The following is a 25,228-nucleotide window of genomic DNA, read 5'->3' on the forward strand; positions in this document are numbered from 1 at the left end:
AAGAGCCCTCCGCGGAGGAGCGAATGGCGAGTAGCGAATGAAGAGCGCTGGCTTTCGTGCCCTATTCGCTATTGGCCATTCGCCACTCCCCTACTTCGTCGGCGGCCTGTGCTTGACGAAGGCCGTCACGATGTCCTTCTGCGCCGACTCGACCGCTCTGTTCGCGGTGGCGAGATGGGCGCCGGCATCGATGTTCGGATATTGCGTGGTGAGATAGTCGAGCAACGCCACCCGGTAATATTGCCGCTCCGACGGACAGGCGCCCGCGACCGAGCGGCCGAAATCCTGTTCCGACATTCCCTGATTGGAGTCGCGCGAATATTCCCGCGCCAGGCAATGCCAGTAATCGTCGCGGCCCTGCATGGCGAGCTTCTGCGCACCCTTGGCATCGTCATCATCGTCGGCCATGGCACCAAACGTCATGGCAGCAGACGTCATCATGACGATCGCCGCTCCCACCATCAGCATCCGCATTCTTGTTCTCCTTTTGCGCGGGTCCCGTTGCGACCTTAGACGGGACGGCGCAACTGGCCAATCACATCTGGTTTGATTAGGATGAGGTCCCTCCCCGTCGATGCGAGACCCTCCCGTGGCCAAAGCAAAAACCGCGTCCAAAAAATCCGGCAACATTTTCATCGGCGTGGGCGGCTGGACCTTCGAGCCCTGGCGCGGCGTGTTCTACCCGGAGAAGCTCACGCAGGCCAAGGAGCTGTCCTATGCCGCCTCGAAGCTGACCTCGATCGAGATCAACGGCACCTATTACGGCTCGCAGAAGCCAGAGAGCTTTCGCAAATGGGCCAGCGAAGTGCCCGATGGTTTCGTGTTCTCGGTGAAGGGACCCCGCTTCGCCACCAACCGCCGCGTGCTCGCCGAGGCCGGCGATTCCATCAAGCGGTTCTATGATTCCGGCGTGCTGGAACTCGGCGACCATCTCGGACCGGTGCTGTGGCAGTTCGCGCCGACGAAAAAGTTCGACGGCGCCGATTTCGGCAAGTTCCTGGAACTGCTGCCGCGCAAGCTCGATGGGCGCGCGCTGCGCCATGTCGTCGAGGTCCGCCACGACAGTTTTTGCGCGCCGGACTTCGTCGCGCTGATCCGCGAGTTCGAGACGCCTGTCGTGTTCGCCGAGCACGGCAAATATCCGGCGATCGCCGACGTCGCCGGCGACTTCGTCTATGCACGGCTCCAGAAGGGCAATGACGAGATCAAGACCTGCTATCCGCCGAAGCAGCTCGATGCCTGGGCCAAGCGCTTTCAGGACTGGGCCGAGGGGAGTGAACCCGACGATCTGCCGAAGGTCGACGAGGCCAAGCCGAAGAAAGAGCCGCGCGACGTGTTCGCCTATGTCATCCACGAGGGCAAGGTGCGCGCACCGGCCGGCGCCATGGAACTGATCGCGCGGGTGAGCTGAGGATGGTTCATGGCAAAGGCGAAAAAGCTCTTCACCATCGGTTATGAACAGACGCCGCCCAAGGCGGTGCTCGACGAGCTGGAAGAGGCCGGCGTCAAGCTCGTGGTCGACGTGCGCGCGGTGACCTCTTCGCGCCGGCCCGGCTTTTCGAAGAAGCAGCTGTCCGCGGGCCTCGATGAGCGCGGGATCGCCTATGTCCATCTCGCCGCGCTCGGCACGCCGAAGGAAGGCCGCCTCGCCGCGCGCAGCGGCCAATACGATGTGCTGGAAAGGATCTATTCAAAGCACCTGAAGACGCCGCAGGCCAGGGAAGAGATGGACGAGCTCTCGGCGCTGGTGATGAAGGCCGGACCGGTCTGCCTGCTCTGCTACGAACGCGATCACACCCATTGCCACCGCCAGATGATCGCGGAGATCATCGAGGAGCGCGATGGCGTGGCGGTGAGAAATTTGGCGGGGCGGCAGGTGTGATCGTCCCGGGCATGACGGAGAGACCCTACCCCTCTCCCGCCAGCTCGAACGTCCCCTCCATAATCTGCACGCAATGGCCGCCGACATAGGCATCAAGAAGGGCGCCGCCCTCCTTTTCCACTGTCGTCCGCAGGATGCTCGGCCGGCCCATGTCAAAACCCTGGCCGATGGTGAGCTTCAGCTCGCCGTCGCGGAGTGGATCGAGCGTGGCGAGCAGCGCGGCGGCGGCGACCGTTGCGCTGCCGGTGGCCGGATCCTCGGCGAAACCGCTGGCACCGCGCATGAACATCCGCGCCTGGAGGTCGCAAGGCGCCTGCGCCGCCGGGATATCGCGCGTGTAGAAATAGATCGAGAACGCGCCGTCGCGCGGCAGTGTCCGGCCGAACGCCGCAGCATCGGGCGTCGCCCGCCGCAGCGCGTCGCGCGAATGCAATTCCGCGACGACGAACGGCGTGCCGACGCCGACGACTTCCGGCACATGGCGATCGGTCCTGACGTCGTCCGCGCTCAATGACAGGCACGCGGCGACCTCGGCGGCGGACATCTTTGCAAGACGCGCCAGCGGCTGCGGCGCAGTCAGCTCGGCGCCGACGACCTTGCCCTGCTCCCGCCAGATCTCGACCGGCACGATTCCGGCTTTCTCTTCGAACAACAATCGCGGCCAGGGCTCATTGCTGCGCCGGGCCAGCACGAAAGCGGTGCCGACATTGGGATGACCCGCGAAGGGAAGCTCCCTCACCGGCGTGAAGATGCGGACCTCCGCGTCGTGGCCGGGGTTGTGCGGCGGCAGCACGAAGGTCGTCTCGGAATAGTTGAACTCGGTCGCGATCGCCTGCATCTGCTGCGTCGTGAGCCCACTGGCGTCGAGCACCACGGCAAGCTGGTTGCCGCCGAAGGCGCGGTCGGTGAACACGTCGACGGTGATGTAGCGGCGCTGCATCTTCACTTCCTCATGAAAGTCGCGGCCTCAACCGGCCGCATCGCCGGCAGTCTACAGGCCGGCGACATCGCTCGTCATGCCCCAAAATTCGGAGCATTCGGAGCAATCGCGCGAGGAGATCAAAAGGGAGAATCAGAAGCGGAACAGCTGATGCGGCGATGCGAGCACCCGCGCGCGCTCGCCGTCATCGACGATCAGCGCATCGAGAAACTGCCTGTTTTTCGCGTAAGTCTGCGACGCCTCGAACTGCGTGTGCGGCCAGTCGCTGCCCCACAGCAATCGATCCAGGCCGTAGGCCTTACGCAGCAGCGGATAGGCCTCCTTCGCAAAACTCTCGCCGCTCGCGCCGTTGCGATACGGCGCCGAGGTCTTGACCCAGACATTTCGCGTCGCGCCGAGCTTCAGCACCGACTGGAAGCCGGGATCGGCGACACCGAGTTTCGGATCCGGCAGCGCATAGTGATCGAGCACGACGGGGACGCCATGGTCGAGCAGCTGCGGCGCCAGCAGTGCGAGATCGGACGCGTTGCGCTGGAGCTCGACTTGCCAGCCCATCGATTTCACGTTTCCGAGCAGCGCCTTCCATTCGCCGGCAGCGAGATCGGGCAAGGACTGGCCGACGAGATTGAGGCGGATACCGACGACGCCGGCGCGATCAAGCGCGCGCAGTTCGTCCGCGGTCACGGAAGGATCGACCACCGCGATACCACGCAGGCATCCGCCGGAAGTTTTCAGGCTCTCGACCAGATAGGAATTGTCGGTGCCGAGAAAGCTCGGCTGCACCAGCACGCCATTGCTCATGCCATTGCGGTCGAGCTGCTCCAGATAGAGCGCCAGCGGCGCATCGTAATCTGGGGCATAGCGCCGGCCGGGCGCGAGCTTGAGGCCGCGGTGGAAGACATGGGCATGGGTATCGATTGTCGGCAAGCTCGTCTCACTCTTCGCTCGGCTCGCGACGGCCGTGGCCGACACGAGGGATACAAGGCCTGTGCCGAATTGGCGGCGCGTCAGGCCACGCTCGCGGGATATCATGGTGACCGCTCCCCATCCGGCGTCAGGCGCGCGTCGCCGCGGCTTGTTCGAAAACCTTGCCGCGGGTTTCGGGCAACAACACCACCGCGATCAGCACCAGCGAATAGGCGAAGGCCGCATCGATGCCGATCGCCGGTCCGAGCCCGATATGGTCGCTGAGATAACCCACGAGGAAGGGGAACGCGGCGGAGACGATGCGGCCGAAATTGTAGCAGAAGCCGACACCGGTGCCGCGCACGCCGGCCGGATAGAGTTCGCTGAACAGCGCCGCCATGCTGGCCGGAATGCCGGCGGAGAAGAAGCCGAGCGGAAAGCCGAGCACCAGCATCTCGCCGTTGGTCAGCGGCGCGAAGATGTAGATCAGCACGGTGACGATGCAGGCGCTGGCGAAGAAGGTGACATTGGCCCTGCGGCCGATGCGGTCGCTGATGATGCCGCTCGCGATGCAGCCGCAGAAGAAGGCAACGATGATGACTGCGAGATAGCCGCTGGAGCCCAGCACCGACAGATGCCGCACTTCGCGCAAGTATGTCGGCAGGAACGTGGTCAGGGCCGCGTAACCGCCGTGGGCGCCGATTCCAAACAGGCCTCCGATCAGCGTCGAGCGCAGCACGTCACGATGGAAGATGCCCGAGAGCGTGGCGAAGAATGGCGTCTTGTCGGCTGCGACCGCGCGCGGCGGCTCCTTCAAGCCGCGGCGTATGAAGATGATGAGGAGCGCGGGCAACAGCCCCAGCGCAAACAGCAGCCGCCAGGCGATGTCGGCGGGTGCATAAGTGAACACGAGGGCCGAGAGCAGCACAGCTGCGCCCCACCCCACGGCCCAGGCGCTCTGCACCGAGCCCAGCGCCTTGCCGCGATGCTCGGGGCGAATGATCTCGGCCATCAGCACCGCGCCGCAAGCCCATTCGGCGCCGAAGCCGAGGCCCTGAATCGCCTTCAGGATCAGGAGCTGGTTGTAAGTCATCGCGAACGCGCAGGCGAAGGTCGCGAGCGCAAAGGTCGCAACGGTAATCTGAAGCGCCTTGACGCGGCCAAAACGGTCGCCGAGCGCGCCGCCGAGCCAGCCGCCGAACGCGCCGAAGAACAGCGTGACCGAGCCGAGCAGGCCCGCATCGGCCTTGCTGATGCCGAAGGCGGCGATCAGCGCGGGAATGGCAAGGCCGAACATCTGGACGTCGAGCGCATCCAGCGCCCAGCCGCCAAAGCTTGCCCAGAACGTGCGCCGCTCCAGCGGCGAGCTTTCGCTGTACCAGTTTGACATTGTTTCTCCCTTGAATTCGTTATTGCTTGATGTCGTTGAAAGGTCGCTCTCACCTGATCTCGGCGTGGTAGCGGAACCGGTCGGCCGGCCCCCTCGACCTGCGCCATTCGATCGGCCGCCGCTCCAGATCGAGCGCGAGGCGCTCGATCACGATCAATGGTGCGTGCGCTTCGAGGCGCAGCAGCCGGGCCTGCATCTCGTTGGCCATTTCGACCGTCAGAATTTCCTCGGCCGACACCACCACCTCCCCGCAGCGCTCCTCGTAGAGCGGATAAAGCAGGTCGCCGAATTCGGCGGTGTCGATCTCCAGGATCGGTGCGAAGCGCGATTGCTGGAGCCAGATTTCTTCGGCGAGCAGCGGTACATCGTCGATCAGGCGCAGACGCGACAGGCTGATCACGGGCTCGCCGACAGGGATGCGCAGCGCCGACGCAACGGCCGAATTCGCCGGAACGCTCTTGCGCCGGATGATGCGGCTCTTCGGCACGCGCCGCTCGCCGCTCTCGGACTGGAAGCGGAAGAAGCGGAATAGCGAGGAGTTGAAGCGCGCCCGGCGCACGAAGGTGCCGCGGCCCTGCTGGCGCTCCAGCACGGTATCGGCAACGAGCTGATCGATCGCTTTGCGCACGGTGCCGATGGCGACGCCGTAATGCGCCGCGAGCTCGGCCTCCGACGGGATCGGCTCGCCCGGCCGCCATTCATTGCGGTTGATCCGCGCGGCGAGGTCGTCGCGCAGGCGCTGGTAGCGTGGCAGGCGGTCGTCGTGCGGGGCTGCATTCATATAGTCATATAGATGACTATATGAGATAGGAGTCAAGCACTACCAAGGTACCGCAATCGAGAAACCGGCGATGCCCGCGGGGGACGCGAGGTCGGGCCGGCGGACGTTGCCAACCCGACCTCGCCTTGCGCGTTAATTCGCTGCCCTCGGCGTGCAGGGCGGCTGCTTGTAGGGCGCTGAGGCAAACGCGCCCTGTGCCGGAGCCCTCACGCAATCCGCAGCCGCCTGAGGCGAGGCGCGCCGCGGGGCGACGTCGCGAGCGGCTGCGGCCTGGGTTTGATAGACGGCGGCGGCGATCAGGGCGGCCGAGACAAGGGTCAATCGGGTCATGGGTTCTCTCCGCGTGGCAAACGGAAGCCGAGAGGTTTCGGCGTCCTGACAATATGAGCGGAAATCGCCGTGAGATATTTCATCACGCGCCTTCAACGAAACGCGAGCACCCTCACCCCAGTTGAAACACCGCCACCTTGTGCTCGTAGCCGCGAATCGCGACCTCGCCGAGTGCGACGGCGTCCTCACCGTCGTCGCCGAGCGCCTCGCGGACGGACGCGGAGATCAGCAGGTGCGAGCCGAACTCCTTGTTGAGTGCCTCCAGCCGCGAGGCGAAGTTCACGGTGTCGCCGATCACCGTGTACTCCTTGCGCCGGGGCGAGCCGATATTGCCGGCAACGACCTCGCCGAAATGGATGCCGATGCCGATCCGCAGCGGCCAGCTCGTTTGCGCGTTGATGCGGTCCATCGCGGCCAGCATCTCGCGGCCCGCGGCAACCGCGCGGTGCGCGGCGTCGGAGGCCTCCAGCGGCGCGCCGAACAGGGCGAGGAAGCCATCGCCCAAAAACTTGTTCACGATGCCGCCCTGACGATCGAGGATGTCGACCAGCACGGCGAACGCACCGTCGAGCCGGTCAACCACCTCCTGCGGGGTGCGCAACCGCGCGCTGGCGGTGAAGCCGCGGAAATCGACGAACATCACCGCGACGCGGCGAAGGTCGCCGCCCGCGCTGGGCCCCGCCGCCATCAGCCGTTCCACCACCTGCGGCGAGACGTGCTGGCCGAACAGGTTGGTGACGCGATCACGCGCGGTGGCGGCCGCGATGCTCGCGGCAAATTGCCGCCGCAGCCGCGCGCCGACGGAGCCGGCGAGCACGCCGCAGATCAGGATGATGGTGCTGCGCACAGCGTGAAAGTAGATCAGCGGTTCGCCAGCGTCGCTGGCCGAATTGTAGTACAGCGCGACGGCCAGGAGTTCGGCCGCGGCCACAAATCCCGTGAAGGTGGACAGCCAGAAATCGAGCCGCAGCGTCGAAAGAATGATGAAGATGAAATAGGCCAGTGGCAGCACGAAACCGAGCGCGGGCCCAGCGCCCATGCTGCGAATCTGCAGAATCAGGATGATCGTCGGCAGCGACGTTTCGATGAGAGCGCCGATATAGCGCCTGATCACCGGCAGGTCGCGATCGAGCTTGAGGTTTCGCCTGATCTGGCTATGGACCCAGACCTCGAAGAGGATGAAGCCCCCCAAGAGCATGTATTCGCGGACCAAGCCCTCCGTCCCGCGCCAGACCCGGTTCACGATGGCAGGGTCGATCAGGTAGGTTGCGGTGAGGAACAGGATCATGACGCAGCCCGTCGTGATCAGCGCCCTCACCCGCAACAGCTCGGTGCGCAGCACTTCTCGCGTCAGCTCGCGCTCGAACTCCTCCGACATCACGGCATGCTGCCGGGTCTTCCTGCTGGCAAACCTGACCATTTCTCCCCTCGATTCAGGGGCATTGTGCCTCAATCCAGCGTGCGGCGGAAGCGCGTCACCGCGATGGTCATGGCGACCAGCATCAGGATCGCCAGCGCCAGCGCATCGAAGCGCAAATTCTGCATGGTCGCGCCCTTCAGCATGATGGCGCGGACGATCCGCAAGTAGTGGGTCAGCGGCAGGCATTCGCCGAGATATTGCGCCCAGACCGGCATGCCGGCGAACGGGAACATGAATCCGGAGAGCAGAATGCTCGGCAGGAAGAACATCATGGCCATCTGCATGGCCTGGAGCTGGTTCTGCACCACGGTCGAGATGGTGTAGCCAATCGACAGATTTGTAGCGATGAACAAGGTCGACAGCAGCGCGAGCAGGAACAGATTGCCGAGCAAGGGCACGCCGAACAGGCCGACACCGATGCCGATGATGAGGAAGGCCTGAAGGAAGCCAACCAGCACATAAGGAACGATCTTGCCGAACATCACCTCGACCGGCTTGATCGGCATCGACAGCAGGCTCTCCATGGTGCCGCGCTCGACCTCGCGGGTGACCGAGAGCGCGGTGAAGATCAGCATCGTCATGGTGAGGATAGTGCCGACGAGGCCCGGCACGATATTGAGGCTGGACGACGCGGCCGGATTGTAGCGCGCATGCGCGCGGATCTCGAACGGCATCTCGGGCGGATTGCCGATATAGAGATCGTGCGCAAGCGCGGTCTGCACGACCATGCCGAGCGAGCCGAGCGCGGCGCTGGCCGCAACGGGATCGGTGGCGTCGGCCGCAACCAGCAGCGCCGGCCTGTCGCCGCGCCGCACCGCCCGCTCGAAGCCCCGCGGAATCTCGACGCCGAACAGCACCTTGCCCGATTTCAGCAGGTTGTCGAAATCGTCGACGTCGTGCACCTCGTAGATGAAGCGGAAATAGGCGGTGTTCTCCAGCGCCTTCAACACCGAGCGGGCAAGATCCGAATCCTCCTGGAGCAGCACCGCGCTCGGCAGATTGTGCGGCGTGGTGTTGATGGCATAGCCGAACAGCAGAAGCTGCATCACCGGCAGCATCACGATCATCGCGAACGAGACGCGGTCGCGCTTGAGCTGGATGAACTCCTTGACCAGCATCGCATAGGAGCGCTTCCAGAAGCCGAAGCGCTCGCGGATCGCGTGCGCGGGTGCGGGATGATCGGCGGCGCTCATTGGAAATTGTCCCTGGAACGGCTCATCAATTCGATGAACACGTCTTCGAGCGAGGGCGATGATTTGTGCCAGTGCAGGCCGCTCTTCTCGCGCCACGGCGCGATGTTGGCCTCGAGCGCGGCGACGTCGCGCCCGGAAACGTGCAGCGAAGTGCCGAACGGTGCCACCATGTCCACGCCGGGCTTGCCGGTGAGCGCGGCCGTGAGCCCGTTGAGCTCCTCGCCCGTCACGGTGTAGGTCGTCAGGGCGGACTTCGCGATCACCTCCTCCACCGTGCCGTGCGCCAGCAGATGGCCGTAGGCGATATAGGCGATCTCGTGGCAGCGCTCGGCCTCGTCCATGTAGTGGGTCGAGACCAGGACGGTGAGGCCGTCGGCCGCGAGCGCATGGATCTCGTTCCAGAAATCGCGCCGCGCCTTGGGATCGACGCCGGCGGTCGGCTCGTCCAGCAGCAACAGTTTCGGACTGGGCAGCGTGCAGGCCCCGAGCGCGAGCCGCTGCTTCCAGCCGCCGGAGAGCTCGCCCGCGAGCTGCTCCTCGCGCCCCGACAGCCCGAGCCGCTTGATCATGTCGCGCGCGGCGCCGCGTGCATCGGCGATGCCATAGAGCCGGGCGACGAATTCGAGGTTCTCGCGCACCGAGAGGTCCTGGTACAGGCTGAAGCGCTGGGTCATGTAGCCGACCTGGCGCTTGATCTTTTCGGCATCGCGCCGGATATCGTAGCCGAGGCATGTGCCCTCGCCGCTGTCGGGCGTGAGCAGGCCGCAGAGGATGCGGATGGTGGTGGTCTTGCCCGAGCCGTTCGGCCCGAGGAAGCCGTAGATCGAGCCGCGCTTCACCTGCATCGACAGATCGTGCACGACCTCGCGGCCGCCAAACGACTTGGTCAGGCCCTTGACGTCGATCGCGATGCCGTTGCCGTTGCCGCCGCTCATCGCTTGTCCGCCACCGGCGTTTTTGGATGGAGATAGACGTCAATCGGCTGTCCGACCCGCAAGGCATCGGGCCGCGAGGGTCGCGCCTGGATCAAATAGACCAGCTTGTTGCGCTCATCGAGGCTGTAGATGACAGGCGGAGTGTACTCGGCCGAGGTCGCGATGAAATAGATCTTTGCGGTGAGATCCGCCGCGCAATTGTCGCAAGAGATGCGCACCGTGTCGCCGATCGCAAGCTTCGGCAACTCGGTCTCGGGCACGAAGAAGCGCAGCTTCATGTTGCCGGGCGGCATGATCGAGAGCACCGGCCGCTGCGCCGCCACCATCTCGCCCTCGCGGAAATAGATCTGCTGGATGGTGCCGGCAACGGGCGCAAAGCCCCTGCGCCGCGCCATTCGCGTCTCCGACGTCGCGACCCGCGCTTCGGCGACACGCAAGGACGACACGGCGGAATCGAGATTGGCCTGAGTACCGGAGCCGGTCTTGTTCAGCGAGGCCGCGCGATCATAGGTCTGCTGCGCATTGGCCAGTGTCGCCTTGTTCTGGTTGAGGTCGGCAAGCTGAAGATCGTCGTCGACGGAATAGAGGGCATCGCCGACCTTCACCTCGTCGCCCTCGCGCACATTGAGCTTCGTCACCCGGCCCGCTTCGTCCGGGCTGACGAAGATCATGTCGGCCTCGACCCACCCCTGAAATCCGGGATCGCGCTTGTCCTTGCAGCCGGCAAGGCCGGTTGCAAGGACGAGGGCCACTGCAAACACAGAAAATGCTCGTGACGACCTCATGTCGTCCTCCGTTCGCCAAAAATCAAATCGAGATGGACGCGCAGCATGTCCTGGGCGTCGAGCGGCGCGTGCCGTGCAAACAGGCTCTGCCAGATCACCGCGATCATCGCGGGTGCGACCAGGATCTGCGGATAGCGCGCGAGGTTCTTCTCGCGGATCTCGCCGCGGGCAATGCCGAGCTCGATCAGCGCGCGCATGCCGGCGATCCCGCGCGAGACGACCTCGCGATAGTAGAAATCGGCGACAGACGGAAAGCGCGGCCCTTCCGCCACGATCAATCGCACGAGATCGCCGCGCCTCGTGCCGATGACCTCTTTCAAAAAGTTACCGGCAAAGGCCTCGACGAGATCGCGCACCGAACCCGTCGGCGGCGGCAGCGCATTCAGCTTCGCTACCACCGGCACGATCACAGTGCGCACCAGCTCCTCGAACATCGATTCCTTGTCCTTGAAGTGCAGGTAGATCGTGCCCTTTGCGACACCGGCGCGCTTGGCGATGTCATCGAGCCGCGTCGCGGCAAAGCCGCGCGCGATGAACTCCTCCATCGCCGCTTCCACGATGGCCGACCGACGCTCGGCCGCACGCGTGGCACGGTTCGAAGCGGGCGCAGCGTCGGCGGGCGCACGGCCCTTCGCATCGGCGCGAGCTGCGGTTGGCGTGGCTGCTTTGGTTGGCTTCTTTGTCATCTCCTATTTATGACTGACCAGTCAGTCATAATCAAGACAGCGATCCAGCCTTATGCAAGCCAACGAATTAGTATTTACTAATGCATTAGCACATGCTAATCGAATACCCATGATCGAAGCCGCCCCAAATCCCGTCACCACCGTGATGCGCGCCCTCGCCGATCCGACCCGCCGTGCCGTGTTCGAGCGCGTGTTCGAGAGCAAGGAGATCAGCGTCGCCGAGCTCACCCGCGGCAGCGGCGTGACGCAGGGCGCGATCTCACAGCATCTGAAGTCGCTGAAGCAGGCCGGCCTCGTCGCCGAGCGCGCCGAGGGCCGCAACGTCTATTACCGCGCCGCGCCGCAAGGACTCGAGCCGCTGGTCACCTGGATGGACCATTACGGCGTGTTCTGGCGCGAGCGTTTCCAGAATCTGCGTGACCTCTTGAAGGAGATCGATCCGTGAGTGCAGCCGAGTTCAGAGCCGGGACAAAAGACATCGTCCAAGACATTGTTTTAGAGGAGGTCTTCCCTCACGCGCCCGAGACGATCTGGAGGACGCTGACCAGCGCCCAGTTGATCGCGCGCTGGCTGATGCAGCCGACCGGCTTCGAAGCCGCCGAAGGCAAGGCCTTCACGTTCCAGACCACGCCGGGCGGCAACTGGGATGGCGTTATCCATTGCCGGGTTCTGGAAGTCGTACCGAACCGGCGCCTCGTCTATGCCTGGAAGGGCGGCGACGAACGCAACACCGGCTACGGCGCGCCGCTCGATACCGTCGTGACGTGGTCCCTCACCCCGGTCGAAGCCGGCACGCGGATCCGCCTGGTGCATGCGGGCTTCGTCATGCCGAGGAACGAGTCGGCCTACACGGTTATGAGCGGCGGCTGGAAGAAGGTCGTCCGCCAGCTCGACGAGATCAGTGGCGAGAAGTGAGTGGGAGATCTTTCGATGACCAAGCCTTTTACCGGCGGCTGCGCCTGCGGCGCGATCCGCTATTCGATTCTCGGTGAGCCGCTGTTCAGCAATCACTGCCAGTGCCGGGATTGCCAGCGCGAAAGCGGTAGCGGCCACGGCTCGTACATGACCTTCGCACGCGCCGGCGTCACGGTGACGGGCGAGGCGAAGCATTGGGACATGGTCGGCGACAGCGGCAACGTGAAGACGCGCGGTTTCTGCACGCAGTGCGGCTTGCCGGTCTACATGACCTTCGCCGCAATGCCCGACATCTTCACCATCCGCGCCGCAAGCCTCGACGAGCCCGCCCGCTACAAGCCGCAGGTGGTGACCTACGCGGCGCGCGGGTACGATTGGGATCGTCTCGATCCCGACCTGCCGAAATTCGCAGGCATGCCGCCAGGGTGAGGCGGCTGTATTTGGAGTGTCGAAGTCTCGGCATCGTCATGGCCGGACTGTTCCGCATGTCATTCCCGACGCAATGCTCCGGTCCGCGCATCGCGCGGTACCCGTTGCATCGCCAATGACAGCAAAAGGATTATCCCTTGGCGTCGCAGGCCCAGGCGCGGATCACGCATTCCTTGCCGCCGTATTTGTAGCATTCGCGCGTGGCGGCATTGAGCGAGGCCGAGATCTTCGGTTTCACGGCATAGCCATAGGCGCCGCACGGGTTGGCCATATCGACCGACATCGCGGCGCAGGCGCGCTTCATGGTCACGGTCGTGCAGTCGCCCTTGCACTGCTTCTGCGCCGCGGCACGGGCCTCGCGCTCGGCGCCGTAATCAAAAGCCTGGCCATAGGCCCCGCACTTGCCGACCGCAAACGCGCCGGCAGCATGCGCATCCGTGATGTAGCGAGCGCCGGCGACACAAACCGACAGCGCAAAGAAAAACATCGCGCAACGGCGCGCGACGACATTCGAAGCCATGGAAAAACCCCTCCCCCCAAGGCAGGTGGAGAGGACTCTAAGCGGTGGTCGTTTCCAGATGGTGAACGAGGGGTTGAAAACGGACGAATGAGGCACGGCCGCAGGCTCAGACCTCATCCTGAGGAGACCGCGTAGCGGTCGTCTCGAAGGATGGCCGCGAGCGCGATCCGAGCCCTCACGGTTCAAGACCGCGCCTTTTCAATTGCAGCTACGTTTTCTCGGCCTGCCCAGCCACGTACAGGAAGAGAACAACTCCGCTTGGCGCTCTTGCCGAAGGATCAGAACTTGTGCCAGAATTCAACCATAGGATGTTGCGGGAGGCAGATATGCTTTCTACCAACGATCGAATTGTATTGGGCACCTTAATTGTTCTCATTCTTTGGCTCTTTCTTTTCCTCCCGGTCTATCACGAGTCCTTCGAAGGCATAGTTGTCGTCTGGGATTTCGTCAGCGCCGTAATTTGTGCTGGGATCGTGCTGTTGCTGCTGCCGAGCTTGTGGGCCCGCATCCATGGGTTATTCGAGGTCTTTTCCGATCTCGCCGCTCCGATCTTCGTGCTGATTCTGGCAAGCGTTATCTATTCGACGGCGCAAATGCGCGAGGTTCTGTGGATCAAGTTTGCACCGGGCATCGATCCGAACGACCCGCTCGCGCCCTTCAGTCTCATGGCTGGCGTCTTCGGAACTGATCTGTGGGCAACGAGTTCGATGCTGCTGTTAGTCATCGCCCTCGGCGTATGGGGACCAGCCCACTTCTACCCATATTCCGACGTTGTCTCAGCATTTCGGCTGTATCCCCACGCGCACCGAATAGCGGATCGCCTGCTCGAAGTCATGTCGCAAGCAAACCGTTTCGGCTTTGCTTGGCTGCTGGCGCCACTGCTTCCGGTTGTTATTTTCTACAACGCACTTGTGCCAACCTTTCCGCTGAAGGGTGAGCTGTTTTACGTGGGGTGGGAAATACTCTTCTATGGGCTGTTGCTGGCCTCCATATTTGGCCTCGTCTTCCTCTACACTCTGCTGGTGTACCTGACATCGCGAGACCGATGGCGCATCGATTTCGTCGTCAGAGCTTTTCCCTACTTGCCTTTGATCCCGTTCGTTACGCTATTCAAGAATTTCCCTCGGCTATCGGAAAGCTTTCTCAGTATCAAACTGAACCGCCAACTGTTCGAAGCGGCTCTTTTCTCGCTGTTTGTCCTGGCTATCTTTGCGTTTGTTCTGTTCTGCATCGTACCGATCGTCTACTTGGCCTCCGGGCTCAACATTATGAGCGTGGTGCAAAATGAGATTTTCACGGTAAATGTATTCTTGGCCGCCAGCTTGTCGTTTTCGGCGACGCTGTTCGGTCTGGCCCGTGAAAAGAAGCGATGGCACGGACTTCACGTCATCATCGGCGCGATGCTCGCGTTCGCGTATTTCGACCTTGACGACAACCACGCTATTCGCAGGCTTGCCGGCCAATCGATAGCTGGAACCTACGTGAAGCCATTAACTCTCGAGGACGGGTTTCAAACCTGGATAGCATCGCGCTCTGATCTCGACCGTTTCGAGGACGGCACCTACCCCGTCTACGTGGTGGCAGCTGAAGGAGGTGGCATCTACGCCGCATACCATGCCGGCATGTTCCTCGCCGCAATACAGGATCAGTATCCAGAATTCGCGCAGCACACATTTGCGATCAGTGCAGTCTCGGGAGGCGCTTTGGGCGCCTCGATATTTTCATCCCTCGTCAAGGCAAGAACACGAGTCGATGCGGCCAGAGCGCCTCAGAATTGGTATTGGGACAATGCACAGAGCTTTCTCCAGAAAGACTTCCTCTCCGATCTTATAAGCGCAACTCTCTTCTTGGACGCGCCTGCGCGGATTCTGCCTTGCTGGAATCTCTTATGCCCCGGAGCAAGTTTGAATCGAGCGCGCGCGCTCGAGCGCTCCATCGAAAATGCTTGGCCGGCAGCGGCACAGGATCGGAAGTATCCAAATCCGTTCAAGTCCGGCATTCTCGGCTCTTGGGATCCCAAAAGTGTGGCTCCGGCCCTGCTCTTAAATTCGACCGAAGTCGAGACTGGCGAACGGGTGGTCGTTGCGCCGATGAGCTTGCAGAGCAGTCAAACGCCGGGTCTCTATAGCCTATCTGACAGGAATCCGACGCTCGATATCCCGCTCAGTACCGGTGTTGGATTGAGCGCGAGTTTTCCATTCGTAAGCCCAGCTGGTTGGTATGCAGCGACAGCTCCAACGGGAGAGAGAATACGTACTGAGAAGCGTCGGCTTGTTGATGGTGGTTATTCCGACAATTCGGGAATTGCTACGGCGCTCGATATCATCGCGCGACTTCAAGCATGCCCCGCCACTCGTCCGGTCGACTGCAAGCCTAAAGCGCGATTCATTCTTCTAGCCCTGGTTAGCCCTCCCGCCGACGACGGATTTGACAACTCTACCTACTCCTTTGGTGAATTGGCGACCCCACTGCGAGCCCTGGATAGCATTCGCTCCGAACGCGGCCGGCGCGCCGTTGCGCAGGCTCAACTATTTATGGACCAAAAGACTTGCGCCGACGCCGATCAAGAAAACCATAGTGCATCGTGCACCGAGGGGAGAGTGCGCAAGGTGATCCTCGCGACGGACGATGTGCGCGTCCCACTCGGATGGGTGCTGTCGGATCGATCCCGTAGAGCGATCGAATGCAGTTTCGGCTTGGAAGCTCATTGTCCTGCAGCGCCAATTGGCAAGAACACGGCTAGCATGCGCGAGAACAACAAGAGGATCGCGCTCCAGATCGGAAAGGAATTGAAAACCGATCGAATGTCCGAATCTTCTCCGCCCACCAACGATGCTGCACATCTTGGAACGGGAGCCATTTCTCCGGCGCGGTGAAGAGAATAGCAGCGACCTCCTACGGGCACCACTATCCCCGCCGTGCCGCTTCCAGCGCCTGCGGCGTGTCGATGTCGAGGAACGCGCTCTCGCCATCCACGGGGACTTCGGCCACCGCTTCGGTGTGCTTGGCGATCAGATGGCGCGCGCCGACGTCGCCGTCGAGCGTCATCAATTCCCTAAAGAAGCGGCGCGACCACAGCACGGGATTGCCGCGGCGCCCGTCACTGACGGGCACGACGATGAGGTTGCCGCGATCCGGCGCAAAGCCGTCGATGAGACGGTCGATCAGGCCGGCATCGATCAACGGCATGTCGCCCAAACAGACCACGGCGCCGTCGCAAGCCTCAGGCACGGCCGCGATGCCGGCCTTGACCGAGCTCGCGATGCCGCCGGCGAAATCCGGATTGCGGACGAACTTCACCTTCAAGCCTTGCAGCGCCTGCTCGACCAGCTCGGTCTGATGGCCGGTGACGACGATCACCTCGGACGCCTTGGAGGCCAGCGCCTGCTCGGTCGCGATCCGCACCAGCTTCTTGCCGTCGAGCTCGGCGAGCAGCTTGTTCGGTCCGCCCATCCGGGTCGAGCGGCCCGCCGCGAGCACGATGGCCGCGACCTGGCTGTTGCCCTCGATCGCGGGTTCTGCGCGCGGCTGCGGCCGCGTGACGATCTCCATCAGGAGGCCGCCGACGCCCATGCCCATCAACTCGGAACGCGTCACCTTGATGCCGGCGAGCAGCCGCATCAGCACCCAGTCAAAACCGTTCTCGACCGGCGAGCGTGCGCAGCCCGGCGCGCCCAGCACCGGCACCCCGCCGGCCCGCGCGATCAGCAGCAAATTGCCGGGGTCGACCGGCATGCCGAAATGCTCGATCTCGCCGCCGATCCCGGTGACGGCCGCCGGAATCACGTCGCGGCGGTCGGCGATCGCGGACGCCCCGAACACGATGACGAGCTCCGCACCAAGCCCGAGCAATTCCTTGATCGCGGCCGACAGCGCCCGCTCCTCATGCTGCACGCGCCGCTCGGCAATGATGCTGGCGCCGGCCGGCGCGAGCCGCTCGGCGGTGACGCGCAGCGTCTTGTCGATCACCTTCGACGAGAGGCCCGGCAGCAGCGTCGAGACCACGCCGACGCGCTTGATGACGTAGGGCGCGATCTTCAGCACGTCCCTGCCCGCCGCCTTCACCGCGGCATCGCGCAAATTGCCTTCGACGCCGAACGGGATGATCTTGACGGTGCCGACCATCTCGCCCTCGACCACCGGCTTGTAGGCGGAGAGCGTCGCAAAGGTGATGGCCTCGTCAATATTGTTGATGCGGTCGACCGCGGCGCGGTCGATCACCAGCACGCCCGGGCGCGCGGCGAACAGATTGGCGCGGCCGGTGAAGGCGCGCTCGACATGAATGCCGTCGCCGCCGACGGCCAGCGCGATGCTGGCGGCGGCGACATCCTCGGAGACGTCGCCCTCCTCCATGCGCACCACCACGACGTCCTTGATGCCGGCGCGCGTCAGCGCCTCGACCTCGGCCGGGCCGATCGTCGTACCCTTCTTCAGCACCAGCGGACCCTGGCGCAGGGTGTGGACTGTCACCCCGCCGATCGCATCCTTGGGGCTCGCCGGTCCGAATTTCATGCCGCTTCTTCTTTTTCTTTGGGAGGCAGGCGCAGCACCGCCGTGATCTCGGCCATGATCGACACCGCGATCTCGGACGGCGAGACAGCGCCGATCGCCAGCCCGATGGGTGCGTGGATGCGCGCGATGTCGCTGTCCTTCGCGCCCTGCGCGCGCAGCCGGTCGCCGCGCTTGGCATGCGTTTTTCGCGAGCCGAGCGCGCCGATATAGAAGCAGTTGCGCTCGAAGGCGTGCAGCAGCGCGGGATCGTCGATCTTCGGATCGTGCGTCACCGCGACGAAAGCCGTGTAGACATCGACATTGAGCGGCGGCAGCGCCGTGTCGGGCCATTCGGCGACCAGGGGAATGTCAGGGAAGCGCTCCGCGCTCGCAAACGCCGTGCGGGGATCGACCACGGTGACGTCGTAGCCGAGCGAGCGCGCCAGCGGCGCCAAGGCCTGGCTGATATGGACCGCGCCGACGATGACGAGCTTTGCGGTCGGCGCGTAGACGTTGAGGAACAGCTTTTTGCCGCCGGCTTCTACACTGGCGCTCTTGCCCATGCGAAGCTGCTTGTCCAGTTCGGCACGCAGCGGGTCTTTTGCAAAATCCGCAGCCTTCACTAGGCGCTGATCGCCGGTCTCGGTGTCGGTCACCAAAATCGCCGGCCGGCGCGCGGCGCGCTCGGCATTGAGTTCGTGCAGGATTGCGAGCTTCACGGCTAGCCGACCTTCTCGACGAAGACGCGGATGGTGCCGCCGCAGGACAGCCCGACATTCCAGGCCGTCTCATCGGCAACGCCGAACTCCAGCATCCTGGGCTTGCCGCTCTGGATCACGTCCATGGCCTCGGTGACCACGGCGCCTTCGACGCAGCCGCCGGACACCGACCCCAGAAACGTGCCCTCATCGTTGATGACGAGGCTCGAGCCCGCCGGGCGCGGCGCCGAGCCCCAGGTCTCGACAACGGTGGCCAGCGCGACGCCCCGGCCGGCCTTCTGCCAATCCTCCGCCGCCTTCAGAATATCCTCGTCGCGATCGAGCATGGCTTAACCTCTCAAGCTGCGGAACGGATCAGGCTGCGGTGATGCGGCGGCAGCGGCCGGGAGAGCGTCGTGATCAGCTCCTGGATCGAACTCAAATTATGTACCGGGCGGAATTCGTCAACGTGCGGGAGCATCATTTTGATGCCCTGGGCCTTGGCCTCGAAGCCGCCGAACCGCAGAAGCGGGTTGAGCCAGATCAGTCGCCGGCAGGACCGGTGCAGCCGGTCCATCTCGAAGGCGAGCCTGGAATCGGCCTCCCGCTCCAGCCCGTCGGAGATCAGCAGCACGATGGCGCCCTGGCTCAGCACCCGCCGCGCCCACAATTTGTTGAAGTTGTGCAGCGAGGCCGAAATCCGGGTGCCGCCGGCCCAGTCCTCGACCGAGGCCGAGCAGCTCGCCAGCGCCTCATCAGGGTCGCGCTGGCGCAGTGCCCGGGTGACGTTGGTCAGCCGGGTGCCGAACAGGAACACCGAGACGCGCTTTCGCGCGTCCCCGATGGCATGCAGGAAATGCAGGAACAGGCGGGTGTACTCGCTCATCGAGCCCGAGATATCGAGCAGGGCTACGATCGGCGCCGGCTTCTCGATGCGCCCGAGGCGATGGATGTCGATGATGTCGCCGCCGGTACGCAAGGACGCGCGCAGCGTGCGGCGCAAATCGAGACGAAGCCCGCGGGGATCGGGCCGGTGCCGGCGCGTCAGAAGCTCGGCCTGCGGCAACCGCATCCGCTCGACGGCGCGGAGCGCTTCGGTGATCTCAGCCGCGCTCATCTGGGCAAAATCCTTCTTCTGAAGGATCTCCTTGTCGGAGACCGACAGGCGCAAATCCTGCTCCTGGTGCTGCGGCGTCTCCGTCATCCGCGGCTGCGACATCGCCTCCTGCACGCGGCGGGAGCCGGCCTGCGGCTTCTTCTTGGCCTGCTCCGGCAACGGCACCGAATCCAGCATGTGCTTCCACTCTTCCGAGGCGCGGAAGAACAAGTTGAAGGCCTGCCTGAAGATCAGCGCATGCTCGTGGCGCTTGACGAAGATCGCCTCCAGCGTGGTGAAGACGTCGGCGCGGTTGCCGATGTCGATCACCTGGAGCGCGCTCATGGCATCGATGACGGCGCCCGGCCCGACCGGCATGCTGGCTGCACGCAACGCGCGGGCAAAGCCGACGATGTTGTCGGCGAACTGCTCGGTCTGGTCGGGCGCAAGGTGGTTGATGGCCATGGTCTCGTATCCATCCCCTCGTCATTCCGGGGCGCGCCCGCTTGGGCGCGAGCCCGGAATCCATTTATCCGCAGTACGTGCGGCCCGATGGATTCCGGGTTCGCGCTACGCGCGCCCCGGAATGACGAGCGCAATTTGACGCGAGATCAATTCTCGCTCGTCGCTTCCTTCAGCACCTTTTGCAAGGTATCGCCCTGCATCCGGGTGATATCGTCCTGGTACTTGAGCAGCGCCCCCAGCGTGTCGCCGACCACTTGCGGGGTCAGCGACCGGGCATCGAGCTCCGACAGCGCTGTGGCCCAGTCGATGGTCTCGGCGACGCCAGGCGACTTGTAGAAATCCTGGTTGCGCAACGCCTGGACGAAACGCACGACCTGCTGCGACAGCTTGGCGGAGATGCCGGGCACGCGCGTCTTGACGATCGCGAGCTCGCGCTCGGCTTCGGGATAGTCGACCCAGTGATAGAGGCAGCGCCGCTTCAGCGCGTCATGGATCTCGCGGGTACGGTTGGAGGTGATGATGACGATCGGCGGATGCGGCGCCTTCACGGTGCCGAATTCGGGAATGGTCACCTGGAAGTCGCTGAGGATTTCGAGCAGGTATGCCTCGAACGCCTCGTCGGCGCGGTCGAGCTCGTCGATCAGCAGCACCGGCGGTCCCGCGACGTCGGGCTCCAGCGCCTGAAGCAACGGCCGCTTGATCATGTAGCGGTCGGCGAAGATGTCGGACGAGAGCTGATCGCGGTCGGTGTCGCCGGCGGCTTCCGCCATCCGGATCGCGATCATCTGTGCGGCGCTGTTCCACTCGTAGACGGCAGAGGAGACGTCGAGGCCCTCGTAGCACTGCAGGCGGATCAGCTTCCGCCCCAGCGCCGCCGACAGCACCTTTGCGATCTCGGTCTTGCCGACGCCGGCTTCGCCCTCGAGGAACAGCGGCCGGCCCATGCGCAGCGACAGATAGGTCACCGTCGCCAGCGATCGCTCCGCGAGATAACCGCGCGAAGTCAAAAGTTCGAGCATCGCATCGACCGATGCCGGCAGGGCCGTGAGAGTCATGAAAATGCCAGTCTCGCTACGCCCTCACCGGGGACAAGTTTGGGCCGAGGCGTGAGGTTCACTCACTCCTTGGCGTTGGCGGCATCGAGGGCACGCCGCGTCAGCACCCCGATGAGATGCGCACGGTATTCGGCGCTGCCGTGGATGTCGCTGTTGAGGCCTTCCGCCGGCACCTCGATGCCGTCGAGCGCCTTCGCGGCGAAGCGCTTCTTCAGGGCTTCCTCGAACGCGGTGACGCGGAACACGCCTTCGGAGCCGGCGCCGGTGACGGCGACGCGCACGTCCGAAGGACGCCGCGCCACGAACACGCCGACCAGCGCATAGCGCGAAGCCTGGTTGCGGAACTTGATGTAGGCCGCCTTCTTCGGCAGCGGGAACATCACCTTGGTGATGATCTCGTCGGCTTCGAGCGCCGTCGTGAACAGGCCCTGGAAATACTCTTCCGCCTTGAGGCGGCGCTTGTTGGTGACGATGGTGGCGCCGAGCGCGAGCACCGCGGCCGGATAGTCCGCGGTCGGATCGTTGTTGGCGAGCGAGCCGCCGATCGTGCCCTTGTGGCGCACGGCCGGGTCGCCGATCTGGCTGGCAAGATTGGCCAGCGCCGGGATCGCCTCACCGACGATCGCGGAGCTTGCGACCTCGGCATGCCTGGCGGTGGCGCCGATCACGAGCGCGCGGCCCTTCATCTCGATCGTGTTGAGCCCCTCGATGTGGGAGAGGTCGACCAGATGCGGGGGGCTGGCGAGACGCTGCTTCATGACGGGAATCAGCGTGTGGCCGCCGGCGATCACCTTGGCGTCTTCGTTCTTCACCAGGAGGTTGGCCGCCTGGCGAACGGTCCCAGGGCGATGGTATTTGAATTCGTACATCTGAATGTCCTGATCGCAGAATGCGCGCGCGGTTAGGCGAGATCGGATTTCGCCATCGCCTTGGCGCCGGCGGAGATCGAAGCGACGATGTTCTGGTAGCCGGTGCAACGGCAGAGATTGCCTTCCAGCTCCTCGCGGATGGTGTGGTCGTCGAGCTCGTGGCCCTTGCGATGGACGATGTCGATCGCGGTCATGATCATGCCCGGCGTGCAGAAGCCGCACTGCAGGCCATGGTGCTCGCGGAAGGCCTCCTGCATCGGATGCAGCGGAGCGCCGTCGGCGGCCAGTCCCTCGATCGTCTTGACCTCGTGGCCATCGGCCATCACGGCCAGCGTGGTGCAGGACTTCACGGCCTTGCCGTCGAGATGCACGACACAGGCGCCGCACTGCGAGGTATCGCAGCCGACATGGGTGCCGGTCAGGCGCAGATTCTCGCGCAGGAACTGCACCAGAAGGGTGCGGGGATCGACGTTGGCCGTGACAGGATTGCCGTTCACGATGAGGGAGATTTTTGCCATAAGCACTCTCTATCAGCGCCCCGACGGGTCCCGTCGAAGCGGTTCTTATAATTATTCCAACCCATCATATGGGCCATTATGCCCGGGGGCAACATCGCCCCGGATGCAAGGCGCCATGCCGAAAGGCGATAGCCTTCAGCCCTGTACCGCTAGCCCTGTACCGCTTTGGCGAAGTTCGCGAAAAATTCGTCGGCCAGTTTCTTGGCGGCGCCGTTGATGAGGCGCTGGCCGAGCTGCGCCAACTTGCCGCCGATCTGCGCCTCGACCTCGTAGGAGAGCAGCGTACCGCCGTCCTTCTCCGCGAGCTTGACCACAGCGCCGCCCTTGGCGAAGCCGGCCACCCCGCCCTCGCCTTCGCCGGAGATCTTGTAGCCGTTCGGCGGGTCGAGATCGGAGAGTGTGACCTTGCCCTTGAAGCGCGCCGACACCGGCCCGACCTTCATTTTCGCCGTCGCGCGAAAGCCGCCGTCGTCGGTCTTCTCCAGCTCCTCGCAGCCGGGGATGCAGGCCTTCAGCACCTCGGGATTATTGAGCTTCTCCCACACGGCCTCGCGCGGCGCCGCAAGCTGGACTTCGCCGTTCATCGTCATGGCCATGGGGTACCTCCCGGATGCTTCTCTATAATGTGCTCAAGTAACGCACGGAGGCCGCAAAGGAAAGGGCAGCCCCCGGCCACGTGCAATGCATATTCGCAACTGCAAAAAGCTTTGCGCCGATGGTTTGGGATTGGCAGAGCCGGGGCATGGTGATTAGGTCCCGCGCAACATGAGCACAGCCCTCTCCCCCCTGCTCGCGCCGATGCTGTCGAGCCCAGCCATGCGCGCGGTCTGCGACGACCGGTCGACCCTCCAGAACATGCTCGATTTCGAGGCAGCCCTGGCACGCGCCGAGGCCGCCACGGATGTGATTCCCGCATCCGCGGTGGGCCCGATCGAAGCTGCGTGCAGGGCCGATACCTTTGACATGGCCGCTCTGGGCGAGGCCGCGACGCGATCCGGCAATCTCGCGATTCCCCTGGTCAAGGCGCTGACCGCCAATGTCGGCAAGGCCGATGCGGAGGCCGCCCGCTACGTCCATTGGGGCGCGACGAGCCAGGACGTCATCGACACCGCGACCATGCTCACGCTTCGCGCCGGCATCGATGCGCTCGATGCCGATCTCAGCCGCGCCATCAAGGGCTTTGCCGCCCTGGCGCGGAGCCATCGCAACACCGCCATGGTGGCGCGGACCTGGCTCCAGCACGCGCTGCCGATGCCGTTCGGGCTCAAGGCCGCGGAATACGCATCAAGCCTCGCCCGCGCCCGCTGCCGCCTGCGGCGGCTCTCCCGCGAGGGCCTTGCGCTGCAATTCGGCGGTGCCGCCGGCACGCTCGCGGCCCTCGGCGACAAGGGGCTCGTCGTTGCAGAGCGATTGGCGCAGGAGCTCAACCTGCCGCTGCCGGAAGCGCCCTGGCACACCCATCGCGACCGGATCGCGGAAGCCGCATCATGCTTTGCGATTCTCGCCGGAAGCTGCGGCAAGATCGCGCGCGACGTCTCGCTGATGATGCAGACCGATGTTGGCGAAGCGTTCGAGCCCGCCGGCGAAGGCCGCGGTGGCTCCTCGACCATGCCGCACAAGCGCAACCCGGTCGCGGCCGCGAGCGCGCTGGGCTGCGCAACCATGGCGCCACAGCTCGCCGCGACGATCTTCGCAGCTCAAGTGCAGGACCACGAGCGCAGCGCCGGCCCCTGGCACGCGGAATGGCCGACGCTGCCGCAATTGATGCTGGTCGCCTCGGGCGCGCTCGCCGCCATCGTCGATATCGCGGAGGGCCTCGACGTCGATGCCGCGCGCATGCGCAGCAATCTCGATGCGACGCATGGGCTCATCATGGCGGAAGCCGTTACGTTTGCGCTGGCCGACAAGATCGGCAAGAGCGATGCGCATCATCTGATCGAGGCCGCCAGCAAGCGCGCGGTCGCCGAGAAGAAGCATCTGCGCGAGGTTCTCGCGGCCGATTCGCAGGTCACGGCGCATCTTTCGCCGGAAAAAATTGCGGCATTGTTCGAGCCGATGGCCTATCAAGGGGCTTCCCAAGCCCTGATCGACCGGCTGCTCGACAGCCTCGAGCGCGACTGAAACGGAGACGCCCAGCATGCCCATGATCGATGCCGACGGTTGCCTGATCAACGTCTCCGTCGAGGGCCGCGACGGCGGGCCGACGCTGATGCTGTCCAACTCGCTGGGCTGCACGTTGCAGATGTGGGAGCCGCAGATGAAGGCGTTGACGCAGGTGTTCCGCGTCATCCGCTACGACCGCCGCGGCCACGGCAAGTCCAACGTTCCGCCTGCCCCCTATACGATGGAGCGCTTCGGCCGCGACGTGCTGGCAATCCTCGACGACCTCAACATCGAGAAGGTGCATTGGTGCGGCCTGTCGATGGGCGGCATGGTCGGGCAATGGTTAGGGGCCAATGCGCCGGAGCGCTTCGGCAAGCTCATCCTCGCCAACACCTCCTGCTACTACGCCGAGCCGACCAAATGGCTGGAGCGCATCGACGCCGTGAAGAAGGGCGGCATCGCGGCGGTGGCCGATGCCGTCATCGCGGGCTGGCTGACCCAGGATTTCCGCGAGCGCGAGCCGCAGATCACGGCGAAGATGAAGTCGATGCTGCTCGCCTCCCCCGTCGAGGGCTATCTCGCCTGCTGCGAGGCGCTGTCGACGCTCGACCAGCGCGAGCTGCTCGCCAAGATCAAGAGCCCGACACTGGTGATCGCCGGCCGCCACGACATGGCGACGCCGATCTCGGCGGGTGAATTGATCCGCTCCAACATTCCCGGCGCAAGCATGACCATCATCGACGCCGCGCACATTTCAAATGTCGAGCAGCCGCACGCGTTCACCGACGCGGTGGTGGGTTTCCTGACGCAGCGCTAGCCGC

The 25,228-nt window shown here is 64.2% G+C and carries 28 protein-coding genes; 8 read left to right on the forward strand and 20 right to left on the reverse strand.

Annotated elements, in window-relative coordinates; genetic code table 11:
* Window positions 1-90: 90 nt before the first annotated feature.
* Window positions 91-474, reverse strand: coding sequence for a hypothetical protein (locus tag AB7535_RS20875; protein ID WP_085404346.1), 384 nt, complete (start codon window positions 472-474; stop codon window positions 91-93).
* Window positions 475-574: 100 nt separating this feature from the next.
* On the opposite strand from AB7535_RS20875, the gene AB7535_RS20880 reads away from it, so the two are divergent.
* Both AB7535_RS20880 and AB7535_RS20885 read left to right on the forward strand, forming a co-directional pair.
* The gene (locus AB7535_RS20880; RefSeq protein ID WP_094184413.1) at window positions 575-1,411 is read left to right on the forward strand and encodes a DUF72 domain-containing protein; all 837 of its coding nucleotides are present in this window, start codon (window positions 575-577) and stop codon (window positions 1,409-1,411) included.
* 9 nt (window positions 1,412-1,420) lie between these two features.
* Window positions 1,421-1,882 carry a DUF488 domain-containing protein gene (locus AB7535_RS20885; protein WP_085404344.1) on the forward strand — a complete coding sequence of 154 codons (462 nt, stop codon included), beginning with the start codon at window positions 1,421-1,423 and terminating at the stop codon, window positions 1,880-1,882.
* Window positions 1,883-1,907: 25 nt separating this feature from the next.
* Here AB7535_RS20885 and AB7535_RS20890 read toward each other — a convergent pair whose 3' ends face one another.
* The 10 genes from AB7535_RS20890 to AB7535_RS20935 form a co-directional block, all read right to left on the reverse strand.
* A complete protein-coding gene (locus AB7535_RS20890; RefSeq protein WP_439036808.1) occupies window positions 1,908-2,822 on the reverse strand; it encodes a PhzF family phenazine biosynthesis protein in 915 nt (304 codons plus the stop codon).
* 132 nt (window positions 2,823-2,954) lie between these two features.
* Complete coding sequence (locus AB7535_RS20895) at window positions 2,955-3,854, reverse strand: amidohydrolase family protein (RefSeq protein WP_085404343.1); 900 nt, start codon at window positions 3,852-3,854, stop codon at window positions 2,955-2,957.
* Window positions 3,855-3,876: 22 nt separating this feature from the next.
* The gene (locus tag AB7535_RS20900) at window positions 3,877-5,118 is read right to left on the reverse strand and encodes an MFS transporter (protein WP_085404342.1); all 1,242 of its coding nucleotides are present in this window, start codon (window positions 5,116-5,118) and stop codon (window positions 3,877-3,879) included.
* A gap of 49 nt (window positions 5,119-5,167) precedes the next feature.
* Window positions 5,168-5,899 (reverse strand): GntR family transcriptional regulator, encoded by a 732-nt coding sequence (locus AB7535_RS20905; protein ID WP_085404341.1) that lies wholly within the window; start codon window positions 5,897-5,899, stop codon window positions 5,168-5,170.
* Between the two features lie 132 nt (window positions 5,900-6,031).
* Window positions 6,032-6,229 (reverse strand): hypothetical protein, encoded by a 198-nt coding sequence (locus AB7535_RS20910; RefSeq protein ID WP_085404340.1) that lies wholly within the window; start codon window positions 6,227-6,229, stop codon window positions 6,032-6,034.
* 112 nt (window positions 6,230-6,341) lie between these two features.
* Entirely contained in the window at window positions 6,342-7,649 is a 1,308-nt protein-coding gene (locus tag AB7535_RS20915; RefSeq protein ID WP_085404339.1) for an adenylate/guanylate cyclase domain-containing protein, read from the reverse strand.
* A gap of 29 nt (window positions 7,650-7,678) precedes the next feature.
* Window positions 7,679-8,842, reverse strand: coding sequence for an ABC transporter permease (locus tag AB7535_RS20920; RefSeq protein ID WP_085404338.1), 1,164 nt, complete (start codon window positions 8,840-8,842; stop codon window positions 7,679-7,681).
* Window positions 8,839-9,777, reverse strand: a complete 939-nt coding sequence (locus AB7535_RS20925) for an ABC transporter ATP-binding protein (protein WP_085404337.1) — start codon at window positions 9,775-9,777, stop codon at window positions 8,839-8,841. Before AB7535_RS20925 ends, AB7535_RS20920 begins: the two co-directional genes overlap by 4 nt.
* Window positions 9,774-10,562, reverse strand: coding sequence for an HlyD family secretion protein (locus AB7535_RS20930; RefSeq protein ID WP_085404336.1), 789 nt, complete (start codon window positions 10,560-10,562; stop codon window positions 9,774-9,776). The genes AB7535_RS20925 and AB7535_RS20930 overlap by 4 nt, the downstream gene beginning before the upstream one ends.
* Window positions 10,559-11,248 carry a TetR/AcrR family transcriptional regulator gene (locus tag AB7535_RS20935; protein ID WP_094184412.1) on the reverse strand — a complete coding sequence of 230 codons (690 nt, stop codon included), beginning with the start codon at window positions 11,246-11,248 and terminating at the stop codon, window positions 10,559-10,561. Before AB7535_RS20935 ends, AB7535_RS20930 begins: the two co-directional genes overlap by 4 nt.
* A gap of 109 nt (window positions 11,249-11,357) precedes the next feature.
* Here AB7535_RS20935 and AB7535_RS20940 point away from each other — a divergent pair, with 109 nt between their 5' ends.
* Genes AB7535_RS20940 through AB7535_RS20950 form a run of 3 tightly spaced genes read left to right on the forward strand, consistent with a single transcriptional unit; the run spans window position 11,358 to window position 12,592 of the window.
* Window positions 11,358-11,693, forward strand: a complete 336-nt coding sequence (locus AB7535_RS20940; RefSeq protein WP_011088398.1) for an ArsR/SmtB family transcription factor — start codon at window positions 11,358-11,360, stop codon at window positions 11,691-11,693.
* On the forward strand, window positions 11,690-12,163 hold the full coding sequence (locus AB7535_RS20945) for an SRPBCC family protein (protein WP_085404335.1): 474 nt from the start codon (window positions 11,690-11,692) through the stop codon (window positions 12,161-12,163). The genes AB7535_RS20940 and AB7535_RS20945 overlap by 4 nt, the downstream gene beginning before the upstream one ends.
* Before the next feature lie 15 nt (window positions 12,164-12,178).
* Window positions 12,179-12,592 carry a GFA family protein gene (locus AB7535_RS20950; RefSeq protein ID WP_085404334.1) on the forward strand — a complete coding sequence of 138 codons (414 nt, stop codon included), beginning with the start codon at window positions 12,179-12,181 and terminating at the stop codon, window positions 12,590-12,592.
* 130 nt (window positions 12,593-12,722) lie between these two features.
* On the opposite strand, the gene AB7535_RS20955 is transcribed toward AB7535_RS20950, so the two are convergent.
* Entirely contained in the window at window positions 12,723-13,112 is a 390-nt protein-coding gene (locus AB7535_RS20955; RefSeq protein ID WP_028158473.1) for a DUF4189 domain-containing protein, read from the reverse strand.
* A 326-nt stretch (window positions 13,113-13,438) separates the two neighbouring features.
* Here AB7535_RS20955 and AB7535_RS20960 point away from each other — a divergent pair, with 326 nt between their 5' ends.
* Entirely contained in the window at window positions 13,439-15,988 is a 2,550-nt protein-coding gene (locus AB7535_RS20960) for a patatin-like phospholipase family protein (protein WP_161495919.1), read from the forward strand.
* Window positions 15,989-16,019: 31 nt separating this feature from the next.
* Here AB7535_RS20960 and AB7535_RS20965 read toward each other — a convergent pair whose 3' ends face one another.
* From AB7535_RS20965 to AB7535_RS21000, 8 genes are all read right to left on the reverse strand, one after another.
* Complete coding sequence (locus AB7535_RS20965) at window positions 16,020-17,624, reverse strand: NTP transferase domain-containing protein (protein ID WP_085404332.1); 1,605 nt, start codon at window positions 17,622-17,624, stop codon at window positions 16,020-16,022.
* Window positions 17,621-18,322: an XdhC family protein gene (locus tag AB7535_RS20970; RefSeq protein WP_085404331.1), complete on the reverse strand. Its 702-nt coding sequence runs from the start codon at window positions 18,320-18,322 to the stop codon at window positions 17,621-17,623. Before AB7535_RS20970 ends, AB7535_RS20965 begins: the two co-directional genes overlap by 4 nt.
* A gap of 2 nt (window positions 18,323-18,324) precedes the next feature.
* The gene (locus AB7535_RS20975) at window positions 18,325-18,648 is read right to left on the reverse strand and encodes an XdhC family protein (RefSeq protein ID WP_007602422.1); all 324 of its coding nucleotides are present in this window, start codon (window positions 18,646-18,648) and stop codon (window positions 18,325-18,327) included.
* 11 nt (window positions 18,649-18,659) lie between these two features.
* Complete coding sequence (locus tag AB7535_RS20980; protein WP_071912469.1) at window positions 18,660-19,862, reverse strand: vWA domain-containing protein; 1,203 nt, start codon at window positions 19,860-19,862, stop codon at window positions 18,660-18,662.
* 146 nt (window positions 19,863-20,008) lie between these two features.
* Entirely contained in the window at window positions 20,009-20,917 is a 909-nt protein-coding gene (locus AB7535_RS20985) for an AAA family ATPase (RefSeq protein ID WP_014494196.1), read from the reverse strand.
* Between the two features lie 62 nt (window positions 20,918-20,979).
* Window positions 20,980-21,786: an FAD binding domain-containing protein gene (locus tag AB7535_RS20990; RefSeq protein WP_014494195.1), complete on the reverse strand. Its 807-nt coding sequence runs from the start codon at window positions 21,784-21,786 to the stop codon at window positions 20,980-20,982.
* 32 nt (window positions 21,787-21,818) lie between these two features.
* On the reverse strand, window positions 21,819-22,304 hold the full coding sequence (locus tag AB7535_RS20995; RefSeq protein ID WP_014494194.1) for a (2Fe-2S)-binding protein: 486 nt from the start codon (window positions 22,302-22,304) through the stop codon (window positions 21,819-21,821).
* A 149-nt stretch (window positions 22,305-22,453) separates the two neighbouring features.
* Window positions 22,454-22,900, reverse strand: coding sequence for an SRPBCC family protein (locus tag AB7535_RS21000; RefSeq protein ID WP_063982407.1), 447 nt, complete (start codon window positions 22,898-22,900; stop codon window positions 22,454-22,456).
* Between the two features lie 169 nt (window positions 22,901-23,069).
* Between AB7535_RS21000 and AB7535_RS21005 the strand changes: the two genes are divergently transcribed.
* Window positions 23,070-24,425 (forward strand): 3-carboxy-cis,cis-muconate cycloisomerase, encoded by a 1,356-nt coding sequence (locus tag AB7535_RS21005; RefSeq protein ID WP_085404330.1) that lies wholly within the window; start codon window positions 23,070-23,072, stop codon window positions 24,423-24,425.
* A 16-nt stretch (window positions 24,426-24,441) separates the two neighbouring features.
* Window positions 24,442-25,224 (forward strand): 3-oxoadipate enol-lactonase, encoded by a 783-nt coding sequence (pcaD, locus tag AB7535_RS21010; RefSeq protein WP_085404329.1) that lies wholly within the window; start codon window positions 24,442-24,444, stop codon window positions 25,222-25,224.
* Window positions 25,225-25,228 lie beyond the last annotated feature (4 nt).

Origin of the sequence: Bradyrhizobium sp. 956_D2_N1_4 (assembly GCF_052076025.1) — a bacterium.
Taxonomy (GTDB): domain Bacteria; phylum Pseudomonadota; class Alphaproteobacteria; order Rhizobiales; family Xanthobacteraceae; genus Bradyrhizobium; species Bradyrhizobium barranii.

Bases quoted from the DNA above. Each gene is read 5' to 3' on its own strand.
- AB7535_RS20875 (WP_085404346.1), bottom strand. From the start codon at position 474: ATGCGGATGCTGATGGTGGGAGCGGCGATCGTCATGATGACGTCTGCT.
- AB7535_RS20880 (WP_094184413.1), top strand. From the start codon at position 575: ATGCGAGACCCTCCCGTGGCCAAAGCAAAAACCGCGTCCAAAAAATCC.
- AB7535_RS20885 (WP_085404344.1), top strand. From the start codon at position 1,421: ATGGCAAAGGCGAAAAAGCTCTTCACCATCGGTTATGAACAGACGCCG.
- AB7535_RS20890 (WP_439036808.1), bottom strand. From the start codon at position 2,822: ATGCAGCGCCGCTACATCACCGTCGACGTGTTCACCGACCGCGCCTTC.
- AB7535_RS20895 (WP_085404343.1), bottom strand. From the start codon at position 3,854: ATGATATCCCGCGAGCGTGGCCTGACGCGCCGCCAATTCGGCACAGGC.
- AB7535_RS20900 (WP_085404342.1), bottom strand. From the start codon at position 5,118: ATGTCAAACTGGTACAGCGAAAGCTCGCCGCTGGAGCGGCGCACGTTC.
- AB7535_RS20905 (WP_085404341.1), bottom strand. From the start codon at position 5,899: ATGAATGCAGCCCCGCACGACGACCGCCTGCCACGCTACCAGCGCCTG.
- AB7535_RS20910 (WP_085404340.1), bottom strand. From the start codon at position 6,229: ATGACCCGATTGACCCTTGTCTCGGCCGCCCTGATCGCCGCCGCCGTC.
- AB7535_RS20915 (WP_085404339.1), bottom strand. From the start codon at position 7,649: ATGGTCAGGTTTGCCAGCAGGAAGACCCGGCAGCATGCCGTGATGTCG.
- AB7535_RS20920 (WP_085404338.1), bottom strand. From the start codon at position 8,842: ATGAGCGCCGCCGATCATCCCGCACCCGCGCACGCGATCCGCGAGCGC.
- AB7535_RS20925 (WP_085404337.1), bottom strand. From the start codon at position 9,777: ATGAGCGGCGGCAACGGCAACGGCATCGCGATCGACGTCAAGGGCCTG.
- AB7535_RS20930 (WP_085404336.1), bottom strand. From the start codon at position 10,562: ATGAGGTCGTCACGAGCATTTTCTGTGTTTGCAGTGGCCCTCGTCCTT.
- AB7535_RS20935 (WP_094184412.1), bottom strand. From the start codon at position 11,248: ATGACAAAGAAGCCAACCAAAGCAGCCACGCCAACCGCAGCTCGCGCC.
- AB7535_RS20940 (WP_011088398.1), top strand. From the start codon at position 11,358: ATGATCGAAGCCGCCCCAAATCCCGTCACCACCGTGATGCGCGCCCTC.
- AB7535_RS20950 (WP_085404334.1), top strand. From the start codon at position 12,179: ATGACCAAGCCTTTTACCGGCGGCTGCGCCTGCGGCGCGATCCGCTAT.
- AB7535_RS20955 (WP_028158473.1), bottom strand. From the start codon at position 13,112: ATGGCTTCGAATGTCGTCGCGCGCCGTTGCGCGATGTTTTTCTTTGCG.
- AB7535_RS20960 (WP_161495919.1), top strand. From the start codon at position 13,439: ATGCTTTCTACCAACGATCGAATTGTATTGGGCACCTTAATTGTTCTC.
- AB7535_RS20965 (WP_085404332.1), bottom strand. From the start codon at position 17,624: ATGAAATTCGGACCGGCGAGCCCCAAGGATGCGATCGGCGGGGTGACA.
- AB7535_RS20975 (WP_007602422.1), bottom strand. From the start codon at position 18,648: ATGCTCGATCGCGACGAGGATATTCTGAAGGCGGCGGAGGATTGGCAG.
- AB7535_RS20980 (WP_071912469.1), bottom strand. From the start codon at position 19,862: ATGGCCATCAACCACCTTGCGCCCGACCAGACCGAGCAGTTCGCCGAC.
- AB7535_RS20985 (WP_014494196.1), bottom strand. From the start codon at position 20,917: ATGACTCTCACGGCCCTGCCGGCATCGGTCGATGCGATGCTCGAACTT.
- AB7535_RS20990 (WP_014494195.1), bottom strand. From the start codon at position 21,786: ATGTACGAATTCAAATACCATCGCCCTGGGACCGTTCGCCAGGCGGCC.
- AB7535_RS20995 (WP_014494194.1), bottom strand. From the start codon at position 22,304: ATGGCAAAAATCTCCCTCATCGTGAACGGCAATCCTGTCACGGCCAAC.
- AB7535_RS21000 (WP_063982407.1), bottom strand. From the start codon at position 22,900: ATGGCCATGACGATGAACGGCGAAGTCCAGCTTGCGGCGCCGCGCGAG.
- AB7535_RS21005 (WP_085404330.1), top strand. From the start codon at position 23,070: ATGAGCACAGCCCTCTCCCCCCTGCTCGCGCCGATGCTGTCGAGCCCA.
- pcaD (WP_085404329.1), top strand. From the start codon at position 24,442: ATGCCCATGATCGATGCCGACGGTTGCCTGATCAACGTCTCCGTCGAG.